19 protein-coding genes are annotated in these 19,446 nt (G+C 42.5%); 16 read left to right on the plus strand and 3 right to left on the minus strand.

Features of this window, described 5'->3' with window-relative positions; translation table 11 throughout:
- Window positions 1-80: 80 nt before the first annotated feature.
- The 5 genes from rpsA to pyrF all read left to right on the plus strand — a co-directional run bounded on the left by rpsA (window position 81) and on the right by pyrF (window position 4,570).
- Window positions 81-1,751, plus strand: coding sequence for a 30S ribosomal protein S1 (gene rpsA / locus L7A31_RS10285; RefSeq protein WP_237361425.1), 1,671 nt, complete (start codon window positions 81-83; stop codon window positions 1,749-1,751).
- A gap of 82 nt (window positions 1,752-1,833) precedes the next feature.
- A complete protein-coding gene (ihfB, locus tag L7A31_RS10290; RefSeq protein WP_237361426.1) occupies window positions 1,834-2,118 on the plus strand; it encodes an integration host factor subunit beta in 285 nt (94 codons plus the stop codon).
- Window positions 2,119-2,297: 179 nt separating this feature from the next.
- Entirely contained in the window at window positions 2,298-2,603 is a 306-nt protein-coding gene (locus L7A31_RS10295) for a LapA family protein (RefSeq protein ID WP_237361427.1), read from the plus strand.
- On the plus strand, window positions 2,603-3,772 hold the full coding sequence (gene lapB / locus L7A31_RS10300; protein WP_237361428.1) for a lipopolysaccharide assembly protein LapB: 1,170 nt from the start codon (window positions 2,603-2,605) through the stop codon (window positions 3,770-3,772). The genes L7A31_RS10295 and lapB overlap by 1 nt, the downstream gene beginning before the upstream one ends.
- A gap of 96 nt (window positions 3,773-3,868) precedes the next feature.
- A complete protein-coding gene (gene pyrF, locus L7A31_RS10305) occupies window positions 3,869-4,570 on the plus strand; it encodes an orotidine-5'-phosphate decarboxylase (RefSeq protein WP_237361429.1) in 702 nt (233 codons plus the stop codon).
- Between the two features lie 88 nt (window positions 4,571-4,658).
- Here the strand turns inward: pyrF and miaE are convergent, their stop codons facing one another.
- Both miaE and L7A31_RS10315 read right to left on the minus strand, forming a co-directional pair.
- A complete protein-coding gene (gene miaE, locus L7A31_RS10310) occupies window positions 4,659-5,423 on the minus strand; it encodes a tRNA isopentenyl-2-thiomethyl-A-37 hydroxylase MiaE (RefSeq protein ID WP_237361430.1) in 765 nt (254 codons plus the stop codon).
- Window positions 5,424-5,486: 63 nt separating this feature from the next.
- A complete protein-coding gene (locus L7A31_RS10315; protein WP_237361431.1) occupies window positions 5,487-6,248 on the minus strand; it encodes a DNA repair protein in 762 nt (253 codons plus the stop codon).
- 351 nt (window positions 6,249-6,599) lie between these two features.
- Between L7A31_RS10315 and cysB the strand changes: the two genes are divergently transcribed.
- The 5 genes from cysB (at window position 6,600) to L7A31_RS10340 (ending at window position 11,762) form a co-directional block, all read left to right on the plus strand.
- A complete protein-coding gene (gene cysB, locus L7A31_RS10320; RefSeq protein WP_237361432.1) occupies window positions 6,600-7,574 on the plus strand; it encodes an HTH-type transcriptional regulator CysB in 975 nt (324 codons plus the stop codon).
- A 56-nt stretch (window positions 7,575-7,630) separates the two neighbouring features.
- Window positions 7,631-8,830 carry a methyltransferase gene (locus L7A31_RS10325; protein WP_237361433.1) on the plus strand — a complete coding sequence of 400 codons (1,200 nt, stop codon included), beginning with the start codon at window positions 7,631-7,633 and terminating at the stop codon, window positions 8,828-8,830.
- 164 nt (window positions 8,831-8,994) lie between these two features.
- A complete protein-coding gene (locus L7A31_RS10330) occupies window positions 8,995-9,960 on the plus strand; it encodes an ABC transporter substrate-binding protein (protein WP_237361434.1) in 966 nt (321 codons plus the stop codon).
- A 66-nt stretch (window positions 9,961-10,026) separates the two neighbouring features.
- Window positions 10,027-10,971: an ABC transporter permease gene (locus L7A31_RS10335; RefSeq protein WP_237361435.1), complete on the plus strand. Its 945-nt coding sequence runs from the start codon at window positions 10,027-10,029 to the stop codon at window positions 10,969-10,971.
- A complete protein-coding gene (locus L7A31_RS10340; protein WP_237361436.1) occupies window positions 10,968-11,762 on the plus strand; it encodes an ABC transporter ATP-binding protein in 795 nt (264 codons plus the stop codon). Before L7A31_RS10335 ends, L7A31_RS10340 begins: the two co-directional genes overlap by 4 nt.
- Window positions 11,763-11,869: 107 nt before the next feature.
- Here the strand turns inward: L7A31_RS10340 and dusC are convergent, their stop codons facing one another.
- Window positions 11,870-12,829, minus strand: a complete 960-nt coding sequence (dusC, locus tag L7A31_RS10345; RefSeq protein WP_237361437.1) for a tRNA dihydrouridine(16) synthase DusC — start codon at window positions 12,827-12,829, stop codon at window positions 11,870-11,872.
- A 210-nt stretch (window positions 12,830-13,039) separates the two neighbouring features.
- Here dusC and L7A31_RS10350 point away from each other — a divergent pair, with 210 nt between their 5' ends.
- From L7A31_RS10350 to L7A31_RS10375, 6 genes are all read left to right on the plus strand, one after another.
- The gene (locus L7A31_RS10350; protein ID WP_237361438.1) at window positions 13,040-13,657 is read left to right on the plus strand and encodes a YecA family protein; all 618 of its coding nucleotides are present in this window, start codon (window positions 13,040-13,042) and stop codon (window positions 13,655-13,657) included.
- A gap of 92 nt (window positions 13,658-13,749) precedes the next feature.
- A complete protein-coding gene (gene lolA, locus L7A31_RS10355) occupies window positions 13,750-14,352 on the plus strand; it encodes an outer membrane lipoprotein periplasmic chaperone LolA (protein WP_237361439.1) in 603 nt (200 codons plus the stop codon).
- Between the two features lie 2 nt (window positions 14,353-14,354).
- Window positions 14,355-15,704, plus strand: coding sequence for a replication-associated recombination protein A (locus L7A31_RS10360; RefSeq protein ID WP_237361440.1), 1,350 nt, complete (start codon window positions 14,355-14,357; stop codon window positions 15,702-15,704).
- A 103-nt stretch (window positions 15,705-15,807) separates the two neighbouring features.
- Window positions 15,808-17,115 carry a serine--tRNA ligase gene (gene serS / locus L7A31_RS10365; RefSeq protein WP_237361441.1) on the plus strand — a complete coding sequence of 436 codons (1,308 nt, stop codon included), beginning with the start codon at window positions 15,808-15,810 and terminating at the stop codon, window positions 17,113-17,115.
- Between the two features lie 252 nt (window positions 17,116-17,367).
- Window positions 17,368-18,294, plus strand: a complete 927-nt coding sequence (locus L7A31_RS10370) for an esterase/lipase family protein (RefSeq protein WP_435532887.1) — start codon at window positions 17,368-17,370, stop codon at window positions 18,292-18,294.
- 3 nt (window positions 18,295-18,297) lie between these two features.
- A complete protein-coding gene (locus tag L7A31_RS10375) occupies window positions 18,298-19,152 on the plus strand; it encodes a lipase secretion chaperone (RefSeq protein ID WP_237361442.1) in 855 nt (284 codons plus the stop codon).
- Window positions 19,153-19,446: the final 294 nt, after the last annotated feature.

Here is a 19,446-nt window from a genome sequence, read left to right on the forward strand (position 1 = left end):
GCAAGGATGATGACTAGCGAAGTTAATAACCCCATGCGGTAGGATACCCATGGCTGTTTAATTTATTGAAGATTAATTAAATGACTGAATCTTTTGCTCAACTCTTTGAAGAGTTTTTAAACGAAACTGAATTCCAACAAGGCAGCATCGTTAAAGGTACTGTAGTAGCTATCGAGAACGGTTTCGTTCTTGTTGACGCTGGTCTTAAGTCAGAGTCTGCTATCCCAGCTGAACAATTCAAGAACGCTTCTGGCGAACTTGAAGTTGAAGTAGGTGCTGAAGTAGATGTTGCTCTAGACGCTGTAGAAGATGGTTTCGGTGAAACTCAACTTTCTCGTGAGAAAGCTAAGCGCCACGAAGCTTGGATCGTTCTTGAGAAAGCTTACGAAGAAGCAGAAACTGTTGTTGGTATCATCAATGGTAAAGTTAAAGGTGGCTTCACTGTTGAACTAAACGGCATCCGTGCTTTCCTTCCTGGCTCTCTTGTAGACGTACGTCCTATCCGTGACACTGCTCACCTAGAAAACAAAGAGTTAGAGTTCAAAGTAATCAAACTAGACCAGAAGCGCAACAACGTTGTTGTTTCTCGTCGTGCAGTTATCGAATCTGAGAACAGCGTAGAGCGTGATGAACTACTTGAAACTCTTCAAGAAGGTTCTGAAGTTAAAGGTATCGTTAAGAACCTTACTGACTACGGTGCATTCGTTGATCTTGGTGGTGTTGACGGTCTTCTACATATCACTGATATGGCTTGGAAACGTGTTAAGCACCCATCTGAAATCGTTAACGTTGGCGACGAAATTCTAGTTAAAGTACTTAAGTTCGATCGTGAGCGTACTCGTGTTTCTCTAGGTCTTAAGCAACTAGGCGAAGATCCATGGGTAGCAATCGCTAAGCGTTACCCAGAAGGTCACAAGCTATCTGGTCGCGTTACTAACCTAACTGACTACGGTTGCTTCGTTGAAATCGAAGAAGGCGTTGAAGGTCTAGTACACGTTTCTGAAATGGATTGGACTAACAAGAACATCCACCCATCTAAAGTTGTTAATGTTGGCGACGAAGTTGAGGTTATGGTTCTTGAAATCGACGAAGAGCGTCGTCGTATCTCTCTAGGTCTGAAACAGTGTAAAGCTAACCCATGGCAGTCATTCGCTGAAGCGCAAGCTAAAGGCGACAAAGTTACTGGTAAGATCAAGTCTATCACTGACTTCGGTATCTTTATCGGTCTTGAAGGCGGCATCGATGGTCTAGTTCACCTTTCTGACATCTCTTGGAACGTTCCTGGAGAAGAAGCTGTACGTGAGTACAAGAAAGGCGACGAAATCTCTGCAGTTGTACTTGCAGTTGATGCAGAGCGTGAGCGTATTTCTCTTGGCGTTAAGCAAATGGAAAGCGATCCATTTAACGCTTATGTATCTGAAAACAAAAAAGGTGCTCTAGTTAACGGTACTGTTACTGCAGTTGACGCTAAAGGTGCTACAATTGAACTTGTAGACGGCGTTGAAGGTTACATCCGTGCTTCTGAAGTATCTCGTGACCGTGTTGAAGATGCGTCTCTAATCTTAAGTGTTGGCGATAGCGTTGAAGCGAAATTTACTGGTGTTGACCGTAAGAACCGCGTAATCAACCTATCTATCAAAGCTAAAGATGAAGCTGAAGAGCAAGAAGCAATGGCTTCTCTGAACAAGTCTGACGAAGGCGGGTTCGGTAACGCTATGGCTGATGCATTTAAGGCTGCTAAAGGCGAATAATCATTATCGCTAAAAGAGGAGCCGAAAGGCTCCTTTTTTTTTGATTGTGCCTTCTTTGATATAGAAAGTAATGAGGGAAACTATGACTAAGTCTGAATTAATTGAAAGACTCTGCACCGAGCAAACACACTTGTCAGCAAAAGAAATCGAAGATGCGGTAAAGAATATTCTTGAGCATATGGCGACAACTTTAGAGGGCGGCGATCGAATAGAAATTCGTGGCTTTGGTAGCTTCTCGCTCCACTATCGCGAGCCTAGAGTTGGCCGCAACCCAAAAACTGGTGATAAAGTGGAGTTAGACGGAAAGTACGTACCTCATTTTAAGCCAGGTAAAGAGTTACGTGAGCGAGTAAACGTAGACAGCTAATTTACCAATACGCTTAAAGAGGCGGCATGCGTGAAGTATGCCGCTTTTTTGTCACCATAACTTTCGTTGCCCATAGGAATTCTGATTCCAAAGGGGAATTGGATATATAAACATGGTTTGTATGCCATTTTTGCTGCATAATCATAGCGGCTTAAATCTGTTAAGGTGATGGATATTTCATGAGAATTATAAAGATTATTATCGTCGTAGCGCTGTTTTTGATCGCGTTAGCGCTAGGTGCCCAGAATCAATCTGTAGTGACTTTCAATTACTTGATAGCGCAAGGTGAATTTCACTTATCAGCTCTGTTAGGAATTGTGTTTGCAATCGGCTTTCTTGTGTCATTACTCATTTTTGGAAGCCTTCATCTAAAATCACAGTTACGAGTTCGCAAGCTAAATAGACAGCTGAAGAAATTGAATGCGAGCGTAGCTAGTCAAAGTCAATCTAAAGAGAAAAACGTAGAAACTAAGGCTTCTGTTTAATGCTAGAGATCCTCTTCTTGTTATTGCCGATTGCTGCTGCCTATGGCTGGTACATGGGTAATCGCAGTGCTCAGCAGGACAAGCAGAAACATTCCAACCAAATATCTCGTCAATATGTTACGGGGCTTAACCTGTTACTGTCTGACCAATCGGATAAGGCGGTCGATCACTTTATCGAACTCCTCCAAGTTGATGATGAGACAATAGATACCCATCTAGCTCTTGGGAACTTATTCCGTTCTAGAGGTGAAGTTGATAGAGCAATTCGTATTCACCAGAACTTAATATCGCGCTCTGGCCTGACAATCGATCAGAAAAATATCGCTTTGCAGCAGCTTGCGCGTGATTATATGGTTTCGGGCTTTCTAGACAGAGCCGAAAAAATATTTGAGCAGTTGGTCGATGAGCCAGACCACAAAGATGCGGCGCTGCAGCAATTGGTTTCCATTTATCAGCAAACGAGAGAGTGGCATAAAGCGATTCACTACTCTTCTATGTTGGTTCGTTTAGGACGTAAGCGAATGAAAGGTACGATTTCACACTTATGGTGTGAAGTTGCAGCTCAAGAGCAAGCCGATGGTGAGAGCAACAAAGCAATTCAGTGTTACAAGCGTGCCCTTGCAGAAGATCCGATGTGCGTCAGAGCAAGTATTGAATTGGGCAAGTTATACCTAGAGTTTGAAAACTACAAGCAAACTATCAAGTATATGGAGCGTGTCCTTGACCAAGATATCGACTTCATCGGTGAAGTCCTGCCGACGTTAGCGGACTGTTATTACCATCTGTCTCAAGAAGAAAATTTAGTCCAGTTTCTCAAAAAGTGTATCAACAAGAAGGCTGGTGTATCTGCTGAATTGATGTTAGCTCACCTTGTTGCCCAGCATGATGGTATGGACTCTGCTCAGGAAGTATTGACTAGACAGCTACTCAAGAACCCTACAATGAAAGGCTTTTATCGTTTAATTGACTATCACTTGGCGGAAGCGGAAGAGGGGCGAGCAAAGGAAAGTTTAACTACTCTACAGAAACTAGTCGGGGAGCAGTTAAAATCGAAACCTCACTATCGATGTAGACAATGTGGCTTCTCAACGCACTCTTTGTATTGGCATTGCCCATCTTGTAAAGGTTGGGGCACCATAAAACCAATCCGTGGTTTGGATGGAGAGTGATGTACAGGCTTTTCAAAAAGTAATAAAATCGGTATCGCTTAAATACAGCAAACGTTATTGCTGTATTTTTTTATCTAAAAGATGTTAGGAGATGAGATGATCGACCAAAAGGTGATAGTGGCGCTAGATTATGACAACGTTGAAAGTGCGCTGTCATTCGTAGATAAAGTTGACCCAAATTCGTGCCGTCTTAAAGTTGGCAAAGAAATGTTTACGCTATTTGGTCCAGATTTCGTCCGTGAGCTACACAAACGAGGTTTTTCCGTATTTCTAGACCTCAAATTCCATGATATTCCAAATACTTGTTCCAAGGCTGTAAGAGCAGCTGCTGAGCTAGGGGTGTGGATGGTAAACGTTCATGCAAGCGGTGGTGAGAGAATGATGGCAGCATCACGTGAAATACTAGAGCCTTATGGTGCTTCCCGTCCGCTACTTATTGGTGTCACAGTACTGACTAGCATGGAGCAATCTGATTTAGCTGGAATTGGCATTAAAACCAATCCGCAAGAGCAAGTTATTAACCTTGCGACGCTTACTAAAAACTCAGGCTTAGATGGTGTTGTATGCTCTGCTCAAGAAGCCACCACTTTAAAACAAGCTTTGGGCGCTGATTTCAAGCTTATTACACCAGGAATCCGACCTGTTGGATCTGCAGCTGGCGATCAAAAACGTATTATGACGCCAACCGATGCGATTCAAGCTGGCTCCGACTACTTAGTGATTGGTAGACCTATTACACAGGCTGCTGAGCCACAATCAGTGCTTGAGTCCATCAATAAAGAGCTGGCTCCAATCTAAAAGAGTCAATGAATCTCAGGACGAGGCAGCACTTTGTAATAAAAAAGCACCATTTTTGGTGCTTTTTTACCGTCGTCTTATCGTAAGGTTACACAGGTGACCCGCTATGGAATTTAAAGTCCGAATCTTCTGAAGCAATTAAAGCGGCTTCTGCTTCACCGAAATAATTGATTCTATCGGAAATATCTTTGCCTGCAATTTCTGTGGCTAAAGACAAGTAGTCTTGATAGTGCCTAGCTTCGGAACGTAGCAACGAAACATAAAATTTAGCTATATCGCCTTCAAGATGAGGGGCTAGTTTAGCAAACCTTTCACATGATCGAGCTTCTATATAGGCACCAATGATCAACTTGTCTATCAGCGTTTGTGGCTCATGAGTCGCCATCTTGCTCATCAAACCTTTTGCGTAGCGACTTGCTGTGATCGGTTCGTAAGCGATACCTTTTTGTTGCATGATTTCTAACACTTGATAAAAGTGATGCAATTCCTCTTTGATAAGTCTAACCATTTTATCAACGAGATCTTGGCCATAGTGAGTTGCAGTTTTCGCGATAATAGACTTAGAGATTTGGCTTTTATCTTTGAGTGACTCAATTGTGCCAATTCGACGATATGCGAAATCTTCATAAGGCTTGAACCATTCAAGTAGATTCTGTGCACTGTCCTTATCAACTGCGTATTTTCTAATGAGGAACATAGCAGATTGCCCTGCCTTTAACTCACAATGCAGGTGGTCGAGAAGTAGGACTTTTAGGTTTTCAGGCTTCTTCGCTTCTGTCACCCAATCTTCGGGGGTTGGGCAGTGCAAAAACTGGTTGATGGGTTCAAGTAAGTCTAGGTAGCTTTCAATCATGGCGCTTCTTAAAAAGAAAGGCCGCATATTGCGGCCTTAGCAAAAATCTTGGCAAGGATTATATTACCATTTTTTCTTTTCGCCAAAGAGTGCGTCCATATCGTCTTCGCGCTCCTTCTCTTCGATTTGTTGTAGCTCTTCAGCACTTTTTTCTAGGCGCGTTTCTTCTAGCTCGTTAAACATAGTTTGAAGCTTTTCTCGGATTTGGTTCGAGTAATTATCATTGCGTGAGGCTAACGCGTCTATTCCTTTGCGGAGTAGCTGTATTGCTGTACCAGGTTGACCTCGGCCAATCGCTTCGTTTGCTCTTTTAACTACGTTTTCGATGTTGATACGTATCTGCATAGTTTCTAAGCGAGCATTTTCCGTTACAAATGACTGCGTATCGAAGCGGCCTTTATTGTGCTCGCTTCTAATCGTATCGCGGAGACGTTTTACCAGCTTCAACATCGTGATGGCTTGTTTGTCGCTTTGCGGTACTTTAAATGGAGTCGTTTCCCCAGCGCCGTTTTCTTCAAGCTGGCTGATTTGCTGCTTCATATTCACTATTCGTTGTGGCCACTGTTTGTTTTTAGGGTCAAGCTCAGCCATATTCTCCAAGCAGTCGAGAATACGGTTGTTGAGGCAAACTAGTAGCTCTTTACTGTAGGGGAGGTGGTGAGCGTTACCTATAAGCTCTTCCGTGGCGTCGATGATTGCAACGTATTTGGACACTTCTTGTCGCTTAGCAGTTTCAATTTTTAATCGGTACTGCAGCATGATGTTGTAACCAAGTACAAGCACTAATAAGACAGCAACTAAAGCGATGATTAACCCAATGTTCATATATCCGTAACTTACTCTTCTATGGCTAGGAAGCCCCCTAGCGCGGTATCCAAAAAAACTAAATAATTTAACTACGTTCGCACATTGATTATTAATGAAAAATTGCAAATTGGGCAACATTATCGGCGGATTAATGCTAAAAATGTTTACTCAATACGTAAAAGCTCTACGATGTTGACGCCGAACTAGAATTTCACTATCAATTTTGCATATTAGACGTTATAACTAATAATTATAAACTATCAACGTCTCTTTATCTGCACATTAGCACTTGAACTGTATATTAATGTATTGATATTAGACCCAAATGCTCGATTTTCTTGAGCATGAATATGGATAACGAGGTCATTAATGAAATTACAGCAACTCAAATATATTGTTGAGGTCGTTAATCATAATCTGAACGTATCCGCCACAGCAGAGAGTTTGTATACTTCACAACCCGGAATAAGTAAGCAAGTTAGATTGCTTGAAGATGAGCTCGGCATTCAAGTTTTTGAGCGTAGCGGCAAGCATTTGACTCAAGTTACACATGCTGGTGAAGAAATTATACGTATATCCCAAGAAATCCTTTCTAGAGTTGAAAGTATTAAAGCGGTCGCAGGAGAGTACACTCACCCAGAAATGGGAACACTCAATATTTCAACGACTCATACTCAAGCACGCTACGCATTACCTGATGTAATTAAGGGCTTCACTGCTCGATATCCAAAAGTGTCTCTACACATGCATCAAGGAACACCAAGCCAGATGTCTGAGGCTATTGCAAAAGGTACAGCTAACTTCGCTATTGCCACCGAAGCCTTACACCTATATCAAGATGCCATCATGTTACCTTGTTATCATTGGAATCGATCTATTGTTGTTCCTAGAGATCACGCATTAGCAAAAAAAGCTCAGGTGACTATTCAAGACCTCGCAGCATACCCTCTTGTTACCTACGTTTTTGGTTTTACAGGACGCTCTGAGCTAGATACGGCATTTAGTCGAGAAGGCTTGACGCCAAGAGTAATATTCACGGCTACAGATGCAGATGTGATCAAGACTTATGTCCGTATGGGAATTGGTGTAGGCGTTATCGCGAGGATGGCTTTCGATGAAAAACTAGATTCTGACTTGGTTGCTATCGATGCCAGTCATATATTCGGCCCGAGTACGACAAGTATTGGCTTCCGACGAGGCATTTTCCTACGCTCGTACATGTATGACTTTATGGAAAGATTCGCCCCTCATTTGACTCGCCCTGTTGTAGAACAAGCCATTTCACTCAAATCCAATATCGAAATAGAGGAAATGTTTAAAGATATTGAGCTCCCAGTACGTTAACGCTTTCTTCTTGTATTAATTGCCCCTAAAATCAGCTTGTGTTTTAGGGGTGTAAAATGAAAAACAAATTTGAGCAATTAGATTCAATATTGATAGCCAATCAACAATATTGGCGCTATTCCCCATTTTATGAGTCCTCTTTAGACACCGTACCTTCATGGCATAGCGCCAATCCTAGCCTTCAGTCTTGGTTATGTAATCTAAGCTTGCAAGAAGTCAATGAATTGAGGCAAGACAACAAGCACCTTGCCGACGAAGTGACCTTGTTCTTACCAGAGCTTCAAAAAATTCAAAAGCTTATTGAGATACCTGAATCAGAAGAAGCTGATATTGCTCTTCCTAAAGGATTTGATAGCGGCATTCCCGGAAGAAAGCTAGATCAAATACTCTCTATGAGCCAATCCGTACTGAATCAGTCTATGTCTGAAGAGTGGTTAGAATGGTGCTCAGGGAAAGGGTACTTAGGCCGTATATTGGCTTATAGCTCAGAAAGGAAAGTAACAAGCTTAGAGTATCAGACGTGCTTATGTAAATCTGGCCAAGTTGAAGCAGATAAACTGGGCTTGCCAATGCACTTCGTTCAAGGTGATGCTTTTGCTGATGAAGTGGCTGATGTGTTCAACAAAAATCAACATGCAGTTGCCTTACACGCCTGTGGCGATTTACATGTTAGGTTGTTGCAGATTGGATCAGGCAAGCATTTACCTGCTATGTCGGTAGCCCCTTGTTGTTACCACCTTGTCAAAGCGCCAATGTATGAGCCACTTTCAAAAAGTGGTATGAAGTCTAAGTTATGCCTCACAAAGGATGAGCTGCGTATTCCTTTGCAAGAGCTTGTGACAGGAGGCGCTAGAGTGCAACGTCACAGAGAACAAGAAATGACCTATCGTTTGGGCCTAGACTCTATGCTACGTAGTAGCGCTGAAAACGATACCTACATACCTATCCCTAGTATTAAAAAGTCGCTACTTTCCAATGGGTTTGAGTGGTTCTGTCAATGGGCGGCAGATCAAAAGCAACTTTATTTACCTTCGAAAGACTTCGAGCAATTTAATGAGATTGGAAAAAAGCGTTTTGAAAAAATGGAAAAGCTGAGCTTGATTCAAGACCTATTTAAGCGCCCACTAGAAATGTGGCTGATCTATGACAAGTCGCTATTTCTAAAAGAGAAGGGCTACAAAGTCAATGTCTCAACTTTTTGTGATAGAAGTGTTTCCCCAAGAAATATACTGATTCAAGCCAGTCTAACAGTCTAATTCTCATTTCTTTCTGCAAAGCTATCTCATGATACTTGAGTCTCCTTTTGTTTTTAAATTGTGAATGAAATCTTTCAAAACTGTCAATTAATTGCTATTAATGGTGTTTTTCTAGGCATGTAAAAACGTAGACCATCAGAAATTGCTTGTATCAAGGAGTTAGAATGAAAGCAGGTAGAATCATCGCGGCTGCGGCACTCGCAGGTTCAATGTTAATCACTTCCACAACCATTGCAGCAAAAACCGTCACAGTAGCGGTGTCACAAATTGTTGAGCACCCAGCATTAGACGCTGCTCGTCAAGGTCTACTTGATGGCCTAAAAGAGAAGGGCTATATCGAAGGTGACAACTTAAAGTTTGAATATAAAACGGCACAAGGTAACCCTGCTATAGCTGTTCAAATTGCACGCCAGTTTGTTGGAGAAAGGCCAGATGTATTAGTTGGTATTGCGACACCGTCTGCACAAGCATTAGTCGCTGCGACTAAATCTATCCCAATCGTTTTTACAGCGGTTACTGATCCGGTAGGCGCGAAACTGCTCTCACAGCTGCAGCATCCCGGTAAAAATGTCACAGGCTTATCCGATCTGTCTCCAGTCAATCAACATGTAGAACTGATGAAAGAGATATTGCCTAAGATGAAAACTATTGGTGTCGTATACAACCCAGGTGAGGCCAATGCCGTTACTTTAGTCGAACTATTGAAGAAATCAGCAAAAGAGCAAGGCTTACAAGTTGTAGAAGCTACAGCGCTAAAAAGTGCAGATGTTCAATCAGCAACGCAAGCAATCGCAGCTAAGTCCGACATCATTTACGCGCCGACAGACAATACTGTAGCCAGTGCTATTGAAGGTATGATTGTCGCAGCTAATCAAGCAAAAACACCGGTATTTGGTGGCGCGACTTCTTACGTGAAAAGCGGCGCTATCGCTAGCTTAGGCTTCGATTACTACCAAGTTGGTCAGCAAACTGCTCAATATGTAGCTGATATTCTTAACGGACAGAATCCAGGTGATCTTTCGGTGAAAGTAGCAAAAGGCTCTGATCTTGCAGTCAACGAAACTGCAGCCAAAAAATTAGGTATTACCATTCCAAAGTCAGTACTCGATCGTGCAACTTCAGTTCAATGATCGCTATGGCTCGATGATTCATTTGAATCATCGAGCCAATACCAAATAAGTAAGATAGGAGTGTTTATGTCTGCATTTGCTTTTTTTGGAGCGATTGAAATAGGGCTAATCTATGGTTTAGTTGCGTTGGGGGTGTATCTCACTTTTCGCGTACTAGATTTTCCAGATTTGACTGTTGACGGCAGTTTTCCTATGGGGGCAGCTGTTGCCGCCACAGCTATTGTCGCTGGAATTAATCCTTGGGTCGCGACCTTAATGGCGATAGTCGCTGGCGCAGCTACTGGGTGGATAACGGCATTTTTAGCAATCAGGTGCGGCATACTCCACTTGCTGGCTTCTATATTAACCATGATTGCAGCTTTCTCGATCAATATTCGAATCATGGGACGCCCCAATATGGCGTTACTTGGAGAGTCGACCATACTGACACCTTTCGAGTCACTCGGAGATCCAACTTATATTCGTCCAATAGTGGTTGGTATCCTTGTATTGATTTCAGCTGTGTTTGTCATTCGCCTGCTGAATAGTGATTTTGGCTTAGGGCTACGCGCAACTGGGGTCAACGCCCGAATGGTTTCAGCGCAAGGCGCGAGTACTGGTTTTTATACTTACTTTGGCTTGGCTCTATCAAACGGTTTCGTTGGTTTTTCCGGAGCATTGTTTGCTCAAACCAATAGCTTCGCTGACGTTACTTCTGGCGTTGGTACTATTGTTGTGGGGCTGGCTGCGGTGATCCTTGGGCAAACTATTATTCCTGGTCGCAAGATATGGGTTGCAGTTTGCGCTGTGATTATTGGCTCTGTGTTGTATCGACTAGCGGTTGCGTTTGCTTTGAGCACAGGAATGTTTGGTTTGCAGGCGTCCGATCTGAATCTCGTAACTGCTGTACTCGTCGCTATCGCGCTTATTGCACCGAGAATAAAAGGAAAACTGCGAGTAAAAAAGTTTAATGCGTCGGCGAATGTGCCGGCGACCCAAACCAAGCCAACCAAATCAGGAGACGTATCATGATTCGCTTACAAGATATCCAAGTGACTTTTAATGCAGGTACTATCTTGGAAAACAAAGCGCTGAAAGGTGTCTCACTGGATGTCCCTGAGCATCAATTTCTAACGGTAATTGGTTCAAATGGGGCGGGTAAGTCTACATTATTGGGTGCTGTCACTGGTGAAACACCTATGGCGGGTGGACGAGTTATCATCGATGAGACAGACGTAACGAGACAAAATGTTGCTCAGAGAGCCAAACAGTGCGCAAGGGTGTTTCAAGACCCGTTGGCGGGTACATGTGGTGACTTGACCATTGAAGAGAACATGGCGCTGGCGTATATGCGTGGAAAACGCCGAAGCTGGGGGCTAGCCCTTTCTTCTAAGCGTCGCAAGCTGTTTAAAGAGCGTATTAGTATACTAGGACTTGGCCTTGAAGATAGGCTAGGAGATAGCATTGGCCTACTGTCTGGTGGTCAGCGCCAAGCCGTTAGCTTAGTAATGGCTACACTATCCGAAAGTAAGTTACTACTATTAGATGAGCATACAGCAGCATTGGATCCAAGAATGGCTGCATTTATTATCAATCTTACCAAAACCATAGTGCAGGAGTTTAACCTAACGGTGCTTATGGTTACTCACTCGATGAAAGATGCGTTAGCGTGTGGTAACCGAACTATTATGTTGCACCAAGGTGAAATTGTGTTGGATGTCGCCGGGGAGCAAAGAGAAAATATGCAGGTTCCTGATCTACTTGAAATGTTCTCAAAAGTGCGAGGTGAAGAACTGGCTGATGATAGCTTGCTTCTAAACTAGTAGGTAGAGAATACTTGGCAGGGCAAACTGTGTTTTGATTGTGAACGTTTGGTAGCAAAGTCCCTTCGGTTGAAGGGCCTTTTTAGTAGAGTCTGTTTTAAATTCGTCTATGTTGTCGGTTGTAACATCGAATCTTTGTAGCGCTGGATATGTTCGACAATTGGCGCTGCCTTATTGTAGGTTCGGATCTCTCTAAATAAGTTTGCGGCTTCAGAGTATTCTTGGCGTAAATATGAAAACCATTGCTTCACGCGATTTGGATAGTACAACCCTTTGTCTCCCTTCATTTCGTATTGAGAATAAAGGAGCAGAAGGTCAACTACATCATTCCATGGCATTACAGGCTGGTTATACTTAACCACATTGCCTAAATTTGGCACGTTGAATGCGCCGCGGCAAACCATAAGTGAGTCGATTCCAGTCGTTTCAATACATGCTTGTCCATCTGCATGTGACCAGATCTCCCCGTTTGCAGTTAGCGGGATGGAAATACGCTGTCGTATTTTATCGATATATGGCCACTTAATTTCACTTGCTTTGTACCCATCGGTTTTAGTGCGAGCGTGGACAGTTAATCCGTTCGCGCCAGCTTGTTGAATAGCGTCTGCAATTTCGTAGCAATCTTCGGGGTTTTCCCAGCCAAGGCGAATTTTGGCGGTGACAGGTACTGTGTCTGTTACGGCTTCTCGGCAGGCTTTCACAACCTGATAGATGACCTCAGGATGTTGCAGTAGGGCGGCGCCACCTTTACTTTTATTTACAAGCTTTGCAGGACAGCCAAAATTTATATCGACCCCTTTTGCTCCGAGACTTTCAGCTCTTACTGCGTTTTCAGCCATCCATTTAGGATCCTGGCCTAGTAGCTGAATGTGTACTGGAGTGCCGCTTTTTGTTTGGGAACCTTGTTTAAGTTCAGGACAAAGGCGATAAAAGACATGTTCAGGTAGAAGCTGATCGACAACTCGAACAAACTCAGTGACACATAGATCATAGTCATTTATATCCGTTAGGATCTCACGCATTAGGTGATCTAATACGCCTTCCATAGGGCCTAAAACTACACGCATTTTATGTTTGCCTTACTTAACTATGACACTGAGAAATTGTGAAGAGGCAGATTGTAGTGGTAGCAATAGGAAATGTCACGAATCATTGAGTAATTGAATGAGCGATTCTATTGGCAATGAAGAGTCGAAACTATTTCTGCTATAAACGCGCATCATCGAGATGTTTGTGGGTATAATGCCCGCGACTCTATCCTAAAAATGAAGATCATAATGACGTATCAAGTAATAGAATTAAAAGAGAGTAATATTTCTCAATCCGAGTTTTTTATTGAAGGATTGGTACTAGCATCCAATTTTGCTACAAAACCCTTAGCCCCAGAAAGTTGGTTGGCGAGCCTTTTTGGAAACGAAGCATCTGTAACTATCAAAGATGAAGTCGTCGGCCAGATTAATAAGCAATACGTTCAGCTACAATCTAACAGTTATCAAGTTGCTGATATTATTGATGTAAAGAGCCAGCCTGAACAATTGTCTCAGTTTGCTGAAGGCTTCATGACTTTATGGCCGTTGATAGAGCAGCAATGGCAACAAGAGCAAATCAACGATGGTGCATTGCGCATGATGCAAGCGCTTCTTACGACGTTTATGTTAGCTCTAGATGAAGAGAAAACTCGTGAGCAGATGAAGCAAGTAGGTTATGAAGCGCCACCTGAACTAAAAGATCTGTTACCTCAATTGGACGTGATGATCAGCGAAGTAGCGATGGCTGCTGATGAGCTGATGACAGGAAACAAAAGCCAACAAGTTAACCCATACAAAGACGTCGGTCGCAACGATGTTTGTGTTTGTGGAAGCGGAGAGAAATTTAAACAGTGTTGTGGTAAATAATTCGAACTATTTTCGTTATTTTCATTCCTACTAAGAAAGGAAATGGATTTTGAAATAGTCGTTGTTTTAGTGATGAATTTGGAGCTCAATGAATGAAAAAAATGTACGGTTTGCTGTTTCTGTTTTTCAGCTTTTCAGTGTTTGCCTCACCAAAAGATGTATTGAATACTCGTCTAGCTATGAATAAGGGCTTCACGGCTGATTTTACACAAAAGGTCATTAGTCCCGATGGTGAAGTTCTTATGCAAGGCAAAGGGACAGTAGAAATTGCAAGGCCGAATATGTTTCGTTGGGCGACAACATCTCCAGAAGAGAACCTATTAGTATCGAATGGGAAGGCTTTATGGTACTACACACCTTCTCTTCAACAAGTGACGATCTACAACCAGCAGAAAGCGACAGCTCAAACACCTTTTATACTGCTGACACGAAACCAGCCAAGTGATTGGGATCATTATAAAGTCACGCAAGATGGCAACTTGTTTACACTGACATCAACCGATAAGGACTCGACCCAAGGGGTTTATCAAATTGATATTACAGGGAAAGGTATAGTCAAAGATTTTAATGTTCGCCAACAGGATGGGCAGCAAAGCTTATTCGCCTTTGAGAATGTGAAGCTGAAAACACCTAGCGTTGGTCAATTTAACTTTACCGTGCCAAAAGACGTACAAGTTGATGATCAAAGGAACTAAGTTTGAGTAACTACGACTTGGACTTTGCCAGCGGGGAAGATTTTCGCCCGCTGGCCGCTCGCATGAGACCGGTAACTGTCGAGCAATATATTGGACAGCAGCATATCTTAGCTCCGGGTAAGCCATTGCGCCGGGCTGTGGAATCTGGTCAGCTGCATTCTATGGTTCTGTGGGGACCACCAGGAACGGGCAAAACAACACTAGCAGAAGTGATCGCGAACTATGCAAACGCTGAAGTTGAGCGAGTTTCTGCAGTTACCTCTGGTGTTAAAGATATACGTCTCGCGATAGATAAAGCGCGAGAGAATAAATCTGTCGGTAAACGGACGATTTTGTTTGTAGACGAGGTGCATCGATTCAATAAATCTCAACAAGATGCTTTCTTACCACACATCGAAGATGGCACTGTTACTTTTATTGGCGCTACCACAGAAAACCCTTCTTTCGAGCTCAACAACGCTCTGTTATCACGAGCAAGAGTTTATAAACTCACCTCACTGTCAAACCAAGATATTCTGCTGGCTGTTACGCAAGCGATTACAGACAAAGAACGTGGCTTAGGCGATATCGAAGCAGATATTGATGAAGGCGTGCTGGAGCGGCTTTCTGAGTTAGTCAATGGCGATGCCCGCATGTCGTTAAACTATCTAGAGCTGTTGTTTGATATGGCTGAAGAGGGGAAGGCTGGTAAAAAGCATCTTACCTTGGCGCTTTTAGCCGAAGTTGCTGGTGAAAAAGTCTCTCGTTTCGACAATAAGGGTGATATTTGGTACGACCTAATTTCTGCTGTTCACAAATCAATTCGAGGTTCGAATCCCGATGGTGCGTTGTATTGGGCAGCTAGAATGATCAGCGCCGGTTGTGATCCGTTGTATATTGCAAGAAGACTGCTTGCTATTGCTTCTGAAGATATCGGCAATGCAGACCCTAGAGCCATGCAAGTCGCCCTCGCAGCGTGGGACTGTTTTACTCGAGTTGGCCCAGCTGAAGGTGAAAGAGCTATCGCTCAAGCGATAGTGTATCTTGCTTGTGCACCCAAAAGTAATGCTGTCTATACCGCTTGGAAGCAAGCTCTTAGTGATGCGAACAACCTACCAGAATACGAAGTGCCTCATCACTTAAGAAATGCCCCTACATCTCTTATGAAAGATTTAGGGTATGGCGAAGAATATCGCTACGCTCATGATGAACCTGGAGCTTATGCTGCAGGAGAGAAATATCTTCCCCCAGAAATGGATCAAAAACGCTACTATTTCCCCACAAATCGAGGCTTGGAAACAAAAATCGGTGAGAAGTTAGATTATTTGGCTAATTTAGACGCAAAAAGCCCACAAAAGCGCTATGAAAAATAGCTGCTTTTAGTTATCTTACCGGATAAGGTTTCTGACCTTTATATCTTCAATAACGCATAACGATTTTATGCGTTTTATCGCAACTTAAAGCATAGGATTACAAATGCTGGATTCTAAATTACTTCGCACTGAGCTGGAAGAAACAGCTGCAAAATTAGCGCGTCGTGGGTATACCTTAGACGTAGAGACTATTCGTCAACTTGAAGAGCAACGCAAGTCGATTCAAGTAGAAGTTGAAAATTTACAATCCTCGCGTAACTCCATCTCTAAGCAAATCGGTCAAAAAATGGCGGCTGGTGATAAAGAAGGCGCTGAAGAAATCAAGAAGCAAATTGGTAGCCTTGGAAGCGATCTAGACGCGAAAAAAGCGCTACTTGCTGAAATTCAGGGTAAAGTTGAAGCGATTACTCTTACGGTACCTAACTTGCCTGATGAAGCAGCTCCTTCTGGTAAAGATGAGTCAGAAAATGTCGAAATTTCACGTTGGGGCGAGCCAAAAACGTATTCTTTTGAAGTAAAAGATCACGTTGATCTTGGCGAGCTGTCTGGTGGGCTTGATTTTGCTAGCGCAACCAAATTGACTGGCGCACGCTTTATTGTGATGAAAGGTCAATTTGCTCGCCTTCACCGTGCGATTGCACAGTTCATGTTAGATCTACACACCGATCAGCACGGCTATACAGAAATGTATGTGCCTTACTTGGTGAACGAAGAAAGTCTGCTTGGTACAGGACAGTTGCCAAAATTTGGTGAAGACTTGTTCCATACTGAACCACTAACAGAAAAAGTAAATGACGAAGAGCCGCGTCGCTTCTCGTTGATCCCTACTTCTGAAGTGCCTCTGACTAACATGGTTCGTGATACTATCGTTGATGAAGCAGATCTTCCAATCAAGATGACGGCACACACACCATGTTTCCGCTCTGAAGCAGGCTCTTATGGTCGTGATACTCGTGGTCTTATTCGTATGCACCAGTTCGACAAAGTTGAGCTTGTACAAATCACTAAACCAGAAGAGTCCGATGCAGCGCTAGAAGAAATCACAAGCCACGCTGAAAAAGTACTTCAGCTGCTTGAGCTGCCTTACCGAAAAGTAATTCTATGTACTGGCGATATGGGCTTTGGGGCTCGCAAAACTTACGATCTTGAAGTATGGGTTCCAGCTCAAGAAACGTATCGTGAGATTTCGTCTTGCTCTAACACAGGTGATTTCCAAGCTCGTCGTATGCAAGCGCGTTTCCGTCGTAAAGGTGAGAAAAAACCTGAGCTTCTGCACACACTAAATGGCTCTGGATTGGCTGTGGGTCGTACAATGGTTGCGATTCTCGAGAACAACCAAGAAGCTGATGGTCGTGTTGCTATTCCAGCAGCACTACAGAAGTATATGAATGGTTTAACTCATATCGGTTAATTCACGTAACTATCTATCAAGAGGCTAGCAATATTGCTGGCCTTTTTTATGTCTAAGATTCGATTTTAAGCTGCTTAATCGTGTACTAGAAGATTTCTAGCTATCCCTCTTTGATTCTTTATTCCTCTTTCACTTTGCATCTTAATTACCGTAAAGCTAGACATAGTTCTCAATGTTATGACTTTTGTAAACAAAGTTATTTCATCAATGTATTATCTCTAACTCATCGGAGGTCTGACAAGGAGTTAAAGAGTGAAGTCTATATTATCAGTCGTATTAGTTAGTTTTCTAATAATTATTGGCCCAGTAAAGGCAGAGGAAGCAGGATACACAGAAACGAAATACCCAATTGTACTTGTTCATGGTTTGTTTGGGTTCGATACATTAGCAGGGGTCGACTACTTTTTTGGGATACCGCAAGCGTTAACTAAGAGTGGTGCTACCGTTTATGTTGCGCAGATATCTGCAGCAAATAGTACAGAGATAAGAGGAGAACAGCTTCTACAGCAAGTTCAAGAAGTGCTCGCAATAACAGGCGCTGAGAAAGTGAATTTGATCGGCCATAGTCATGGTGGACCAACTGCTCGCTATGTTGCTTCAGTAGCGCCAGAGTTGGTAGCGTCGGTGACCAGTATTGGTGGAGTCAACAAAGGGTCACGCGTTGCAGACATATTGCGTGGCACAATTCCTGAAGATTCTATACCTGAAGGTGTGGCGGTAAAAATTACGGAGGCTTTTGTCGCCATGATTAATCTACTATCGGGTGGTGGAGATTTGCCGCAAGATCCACTGGAAGCGCTTGCTTCACTGACTACCCAAGGTTCGCTTGAGTTCAATCAAAAATACCCAGAAGGCGTGCCGGTTTCTGAATGTGGCGAGGGTGATTACGTTGGGACAAATGGTGTTTACTATTACTCATGGACAGGGGATAGAAACTTCACAAATGCTTTGGACCCATCAGATGCACTGTTAGTTATCTTTGGTTTAGCGTTTGATGAACCAAATGATGGGTTAGTTGGTACTTGCAGTACGCATTTAGGAAAAGTGATTCGAGATGACTACAAAATGAATCATCTCGACGAGATCAATGGGTTGCTAGGTATTACGCATCTATTTGAAACCGATCCTAAAACACTATACCGCCAACACGCTAATAGATTGAAGCTACAAGGACTTTAAAATATGAAAAAGGTCGTAATATCTCTTGTTATGGTCACAGTCGTTGTTATTACGGCCTTTATTTTTATTGATGTTGAATCACCCGAAGTAAATATAAAAGTGACTTCTCAACAGGATACAAATGTAGATGAAAGCTCAACTAAAGACACATTTGAGTATTTTTTATCTGGGTTAGGGGAAGCAAATTTACCTGATATTAAAAAACACTTTGAGCAGTTTACACAAGAACAGAATCGTACTCGTGAAGCTAACTTAGAGCTATTTAGTCGTTATATTAAGTATCGTGAGGCTTTACAAAATCTCGATGTTCAAAACTTACGAAAATTGGATTTAGCTTCTCTAAAGCAGTTAGACCGTCAACTTTTGGACCTTCAGGAGCAATTTTTTACACTAGAGGAGAGGAAAGTACTTTTCTCTGAGGAAGCGCAATATAGACATATCGCTTTGCGCCAACTTGAGCTTCAACAACTGGCTCAAGGAGAGCAAGACTACAATAATTTGTGGCAACAGGAGGTAGACAGTTTACCTGAAGATTTGCAAAGGAGTTATAAAAATGCGGCTTTGTTAGGGCAATTGCAAGAGAGCAATGCTTTAGAAGGCCAAGATAGGTATTTGCAACAACAGCAACTAGTAGGTTCTGAAGCCGCGAACAGACTGGAGGCACTTCAATTGAAACGAGCTGAGTTTCAAGAAAATTTCGATCACTATTCGAGTCAGCGGAAAAAAATATTAGAAGATAACTCACTTGATTTTGAAGCTCGTATCCAAGCCATTAAAGGGTTAAGAAATGAAATGTTTAGCCCCAACCAGCAGCGTCGTGTCATCGCTTTGGAGTCTATGTACGACCAGAGTCAGTAGTTTCTTTAATAAATTTTCATAGATTAAAGCTTAGTTTTCTAACTTATAACGTTTATTTTATGGTGTGGGTGACTATATAAATTATAGGTTAGGAATTTCCTTACTATTTAGTTGCTTAAGGAAATCTTATAAAACACTATCCTTTGCCTTATATTAGTTAAAAATTGAATATTCCCAATAGGCTTTAATGGTGTCTTATAAATTATTGTTGAAGGTCTTATGATAATTAGGCTATTCTCACACACAATAGTTATATAAAGCCTTTCATTGCTGAAATATATACGTTGCCAATTA

This window comes from Vibrio marisflavi CECT 7928, from assembly GCF_921294215.1.
Classification (GTDB): Bacteria; Pseudomonadota; Gammaproteobacteria; order Enterobacterales; family Vibrionaceae; genus Vibrio; species Vibrio marisflavi.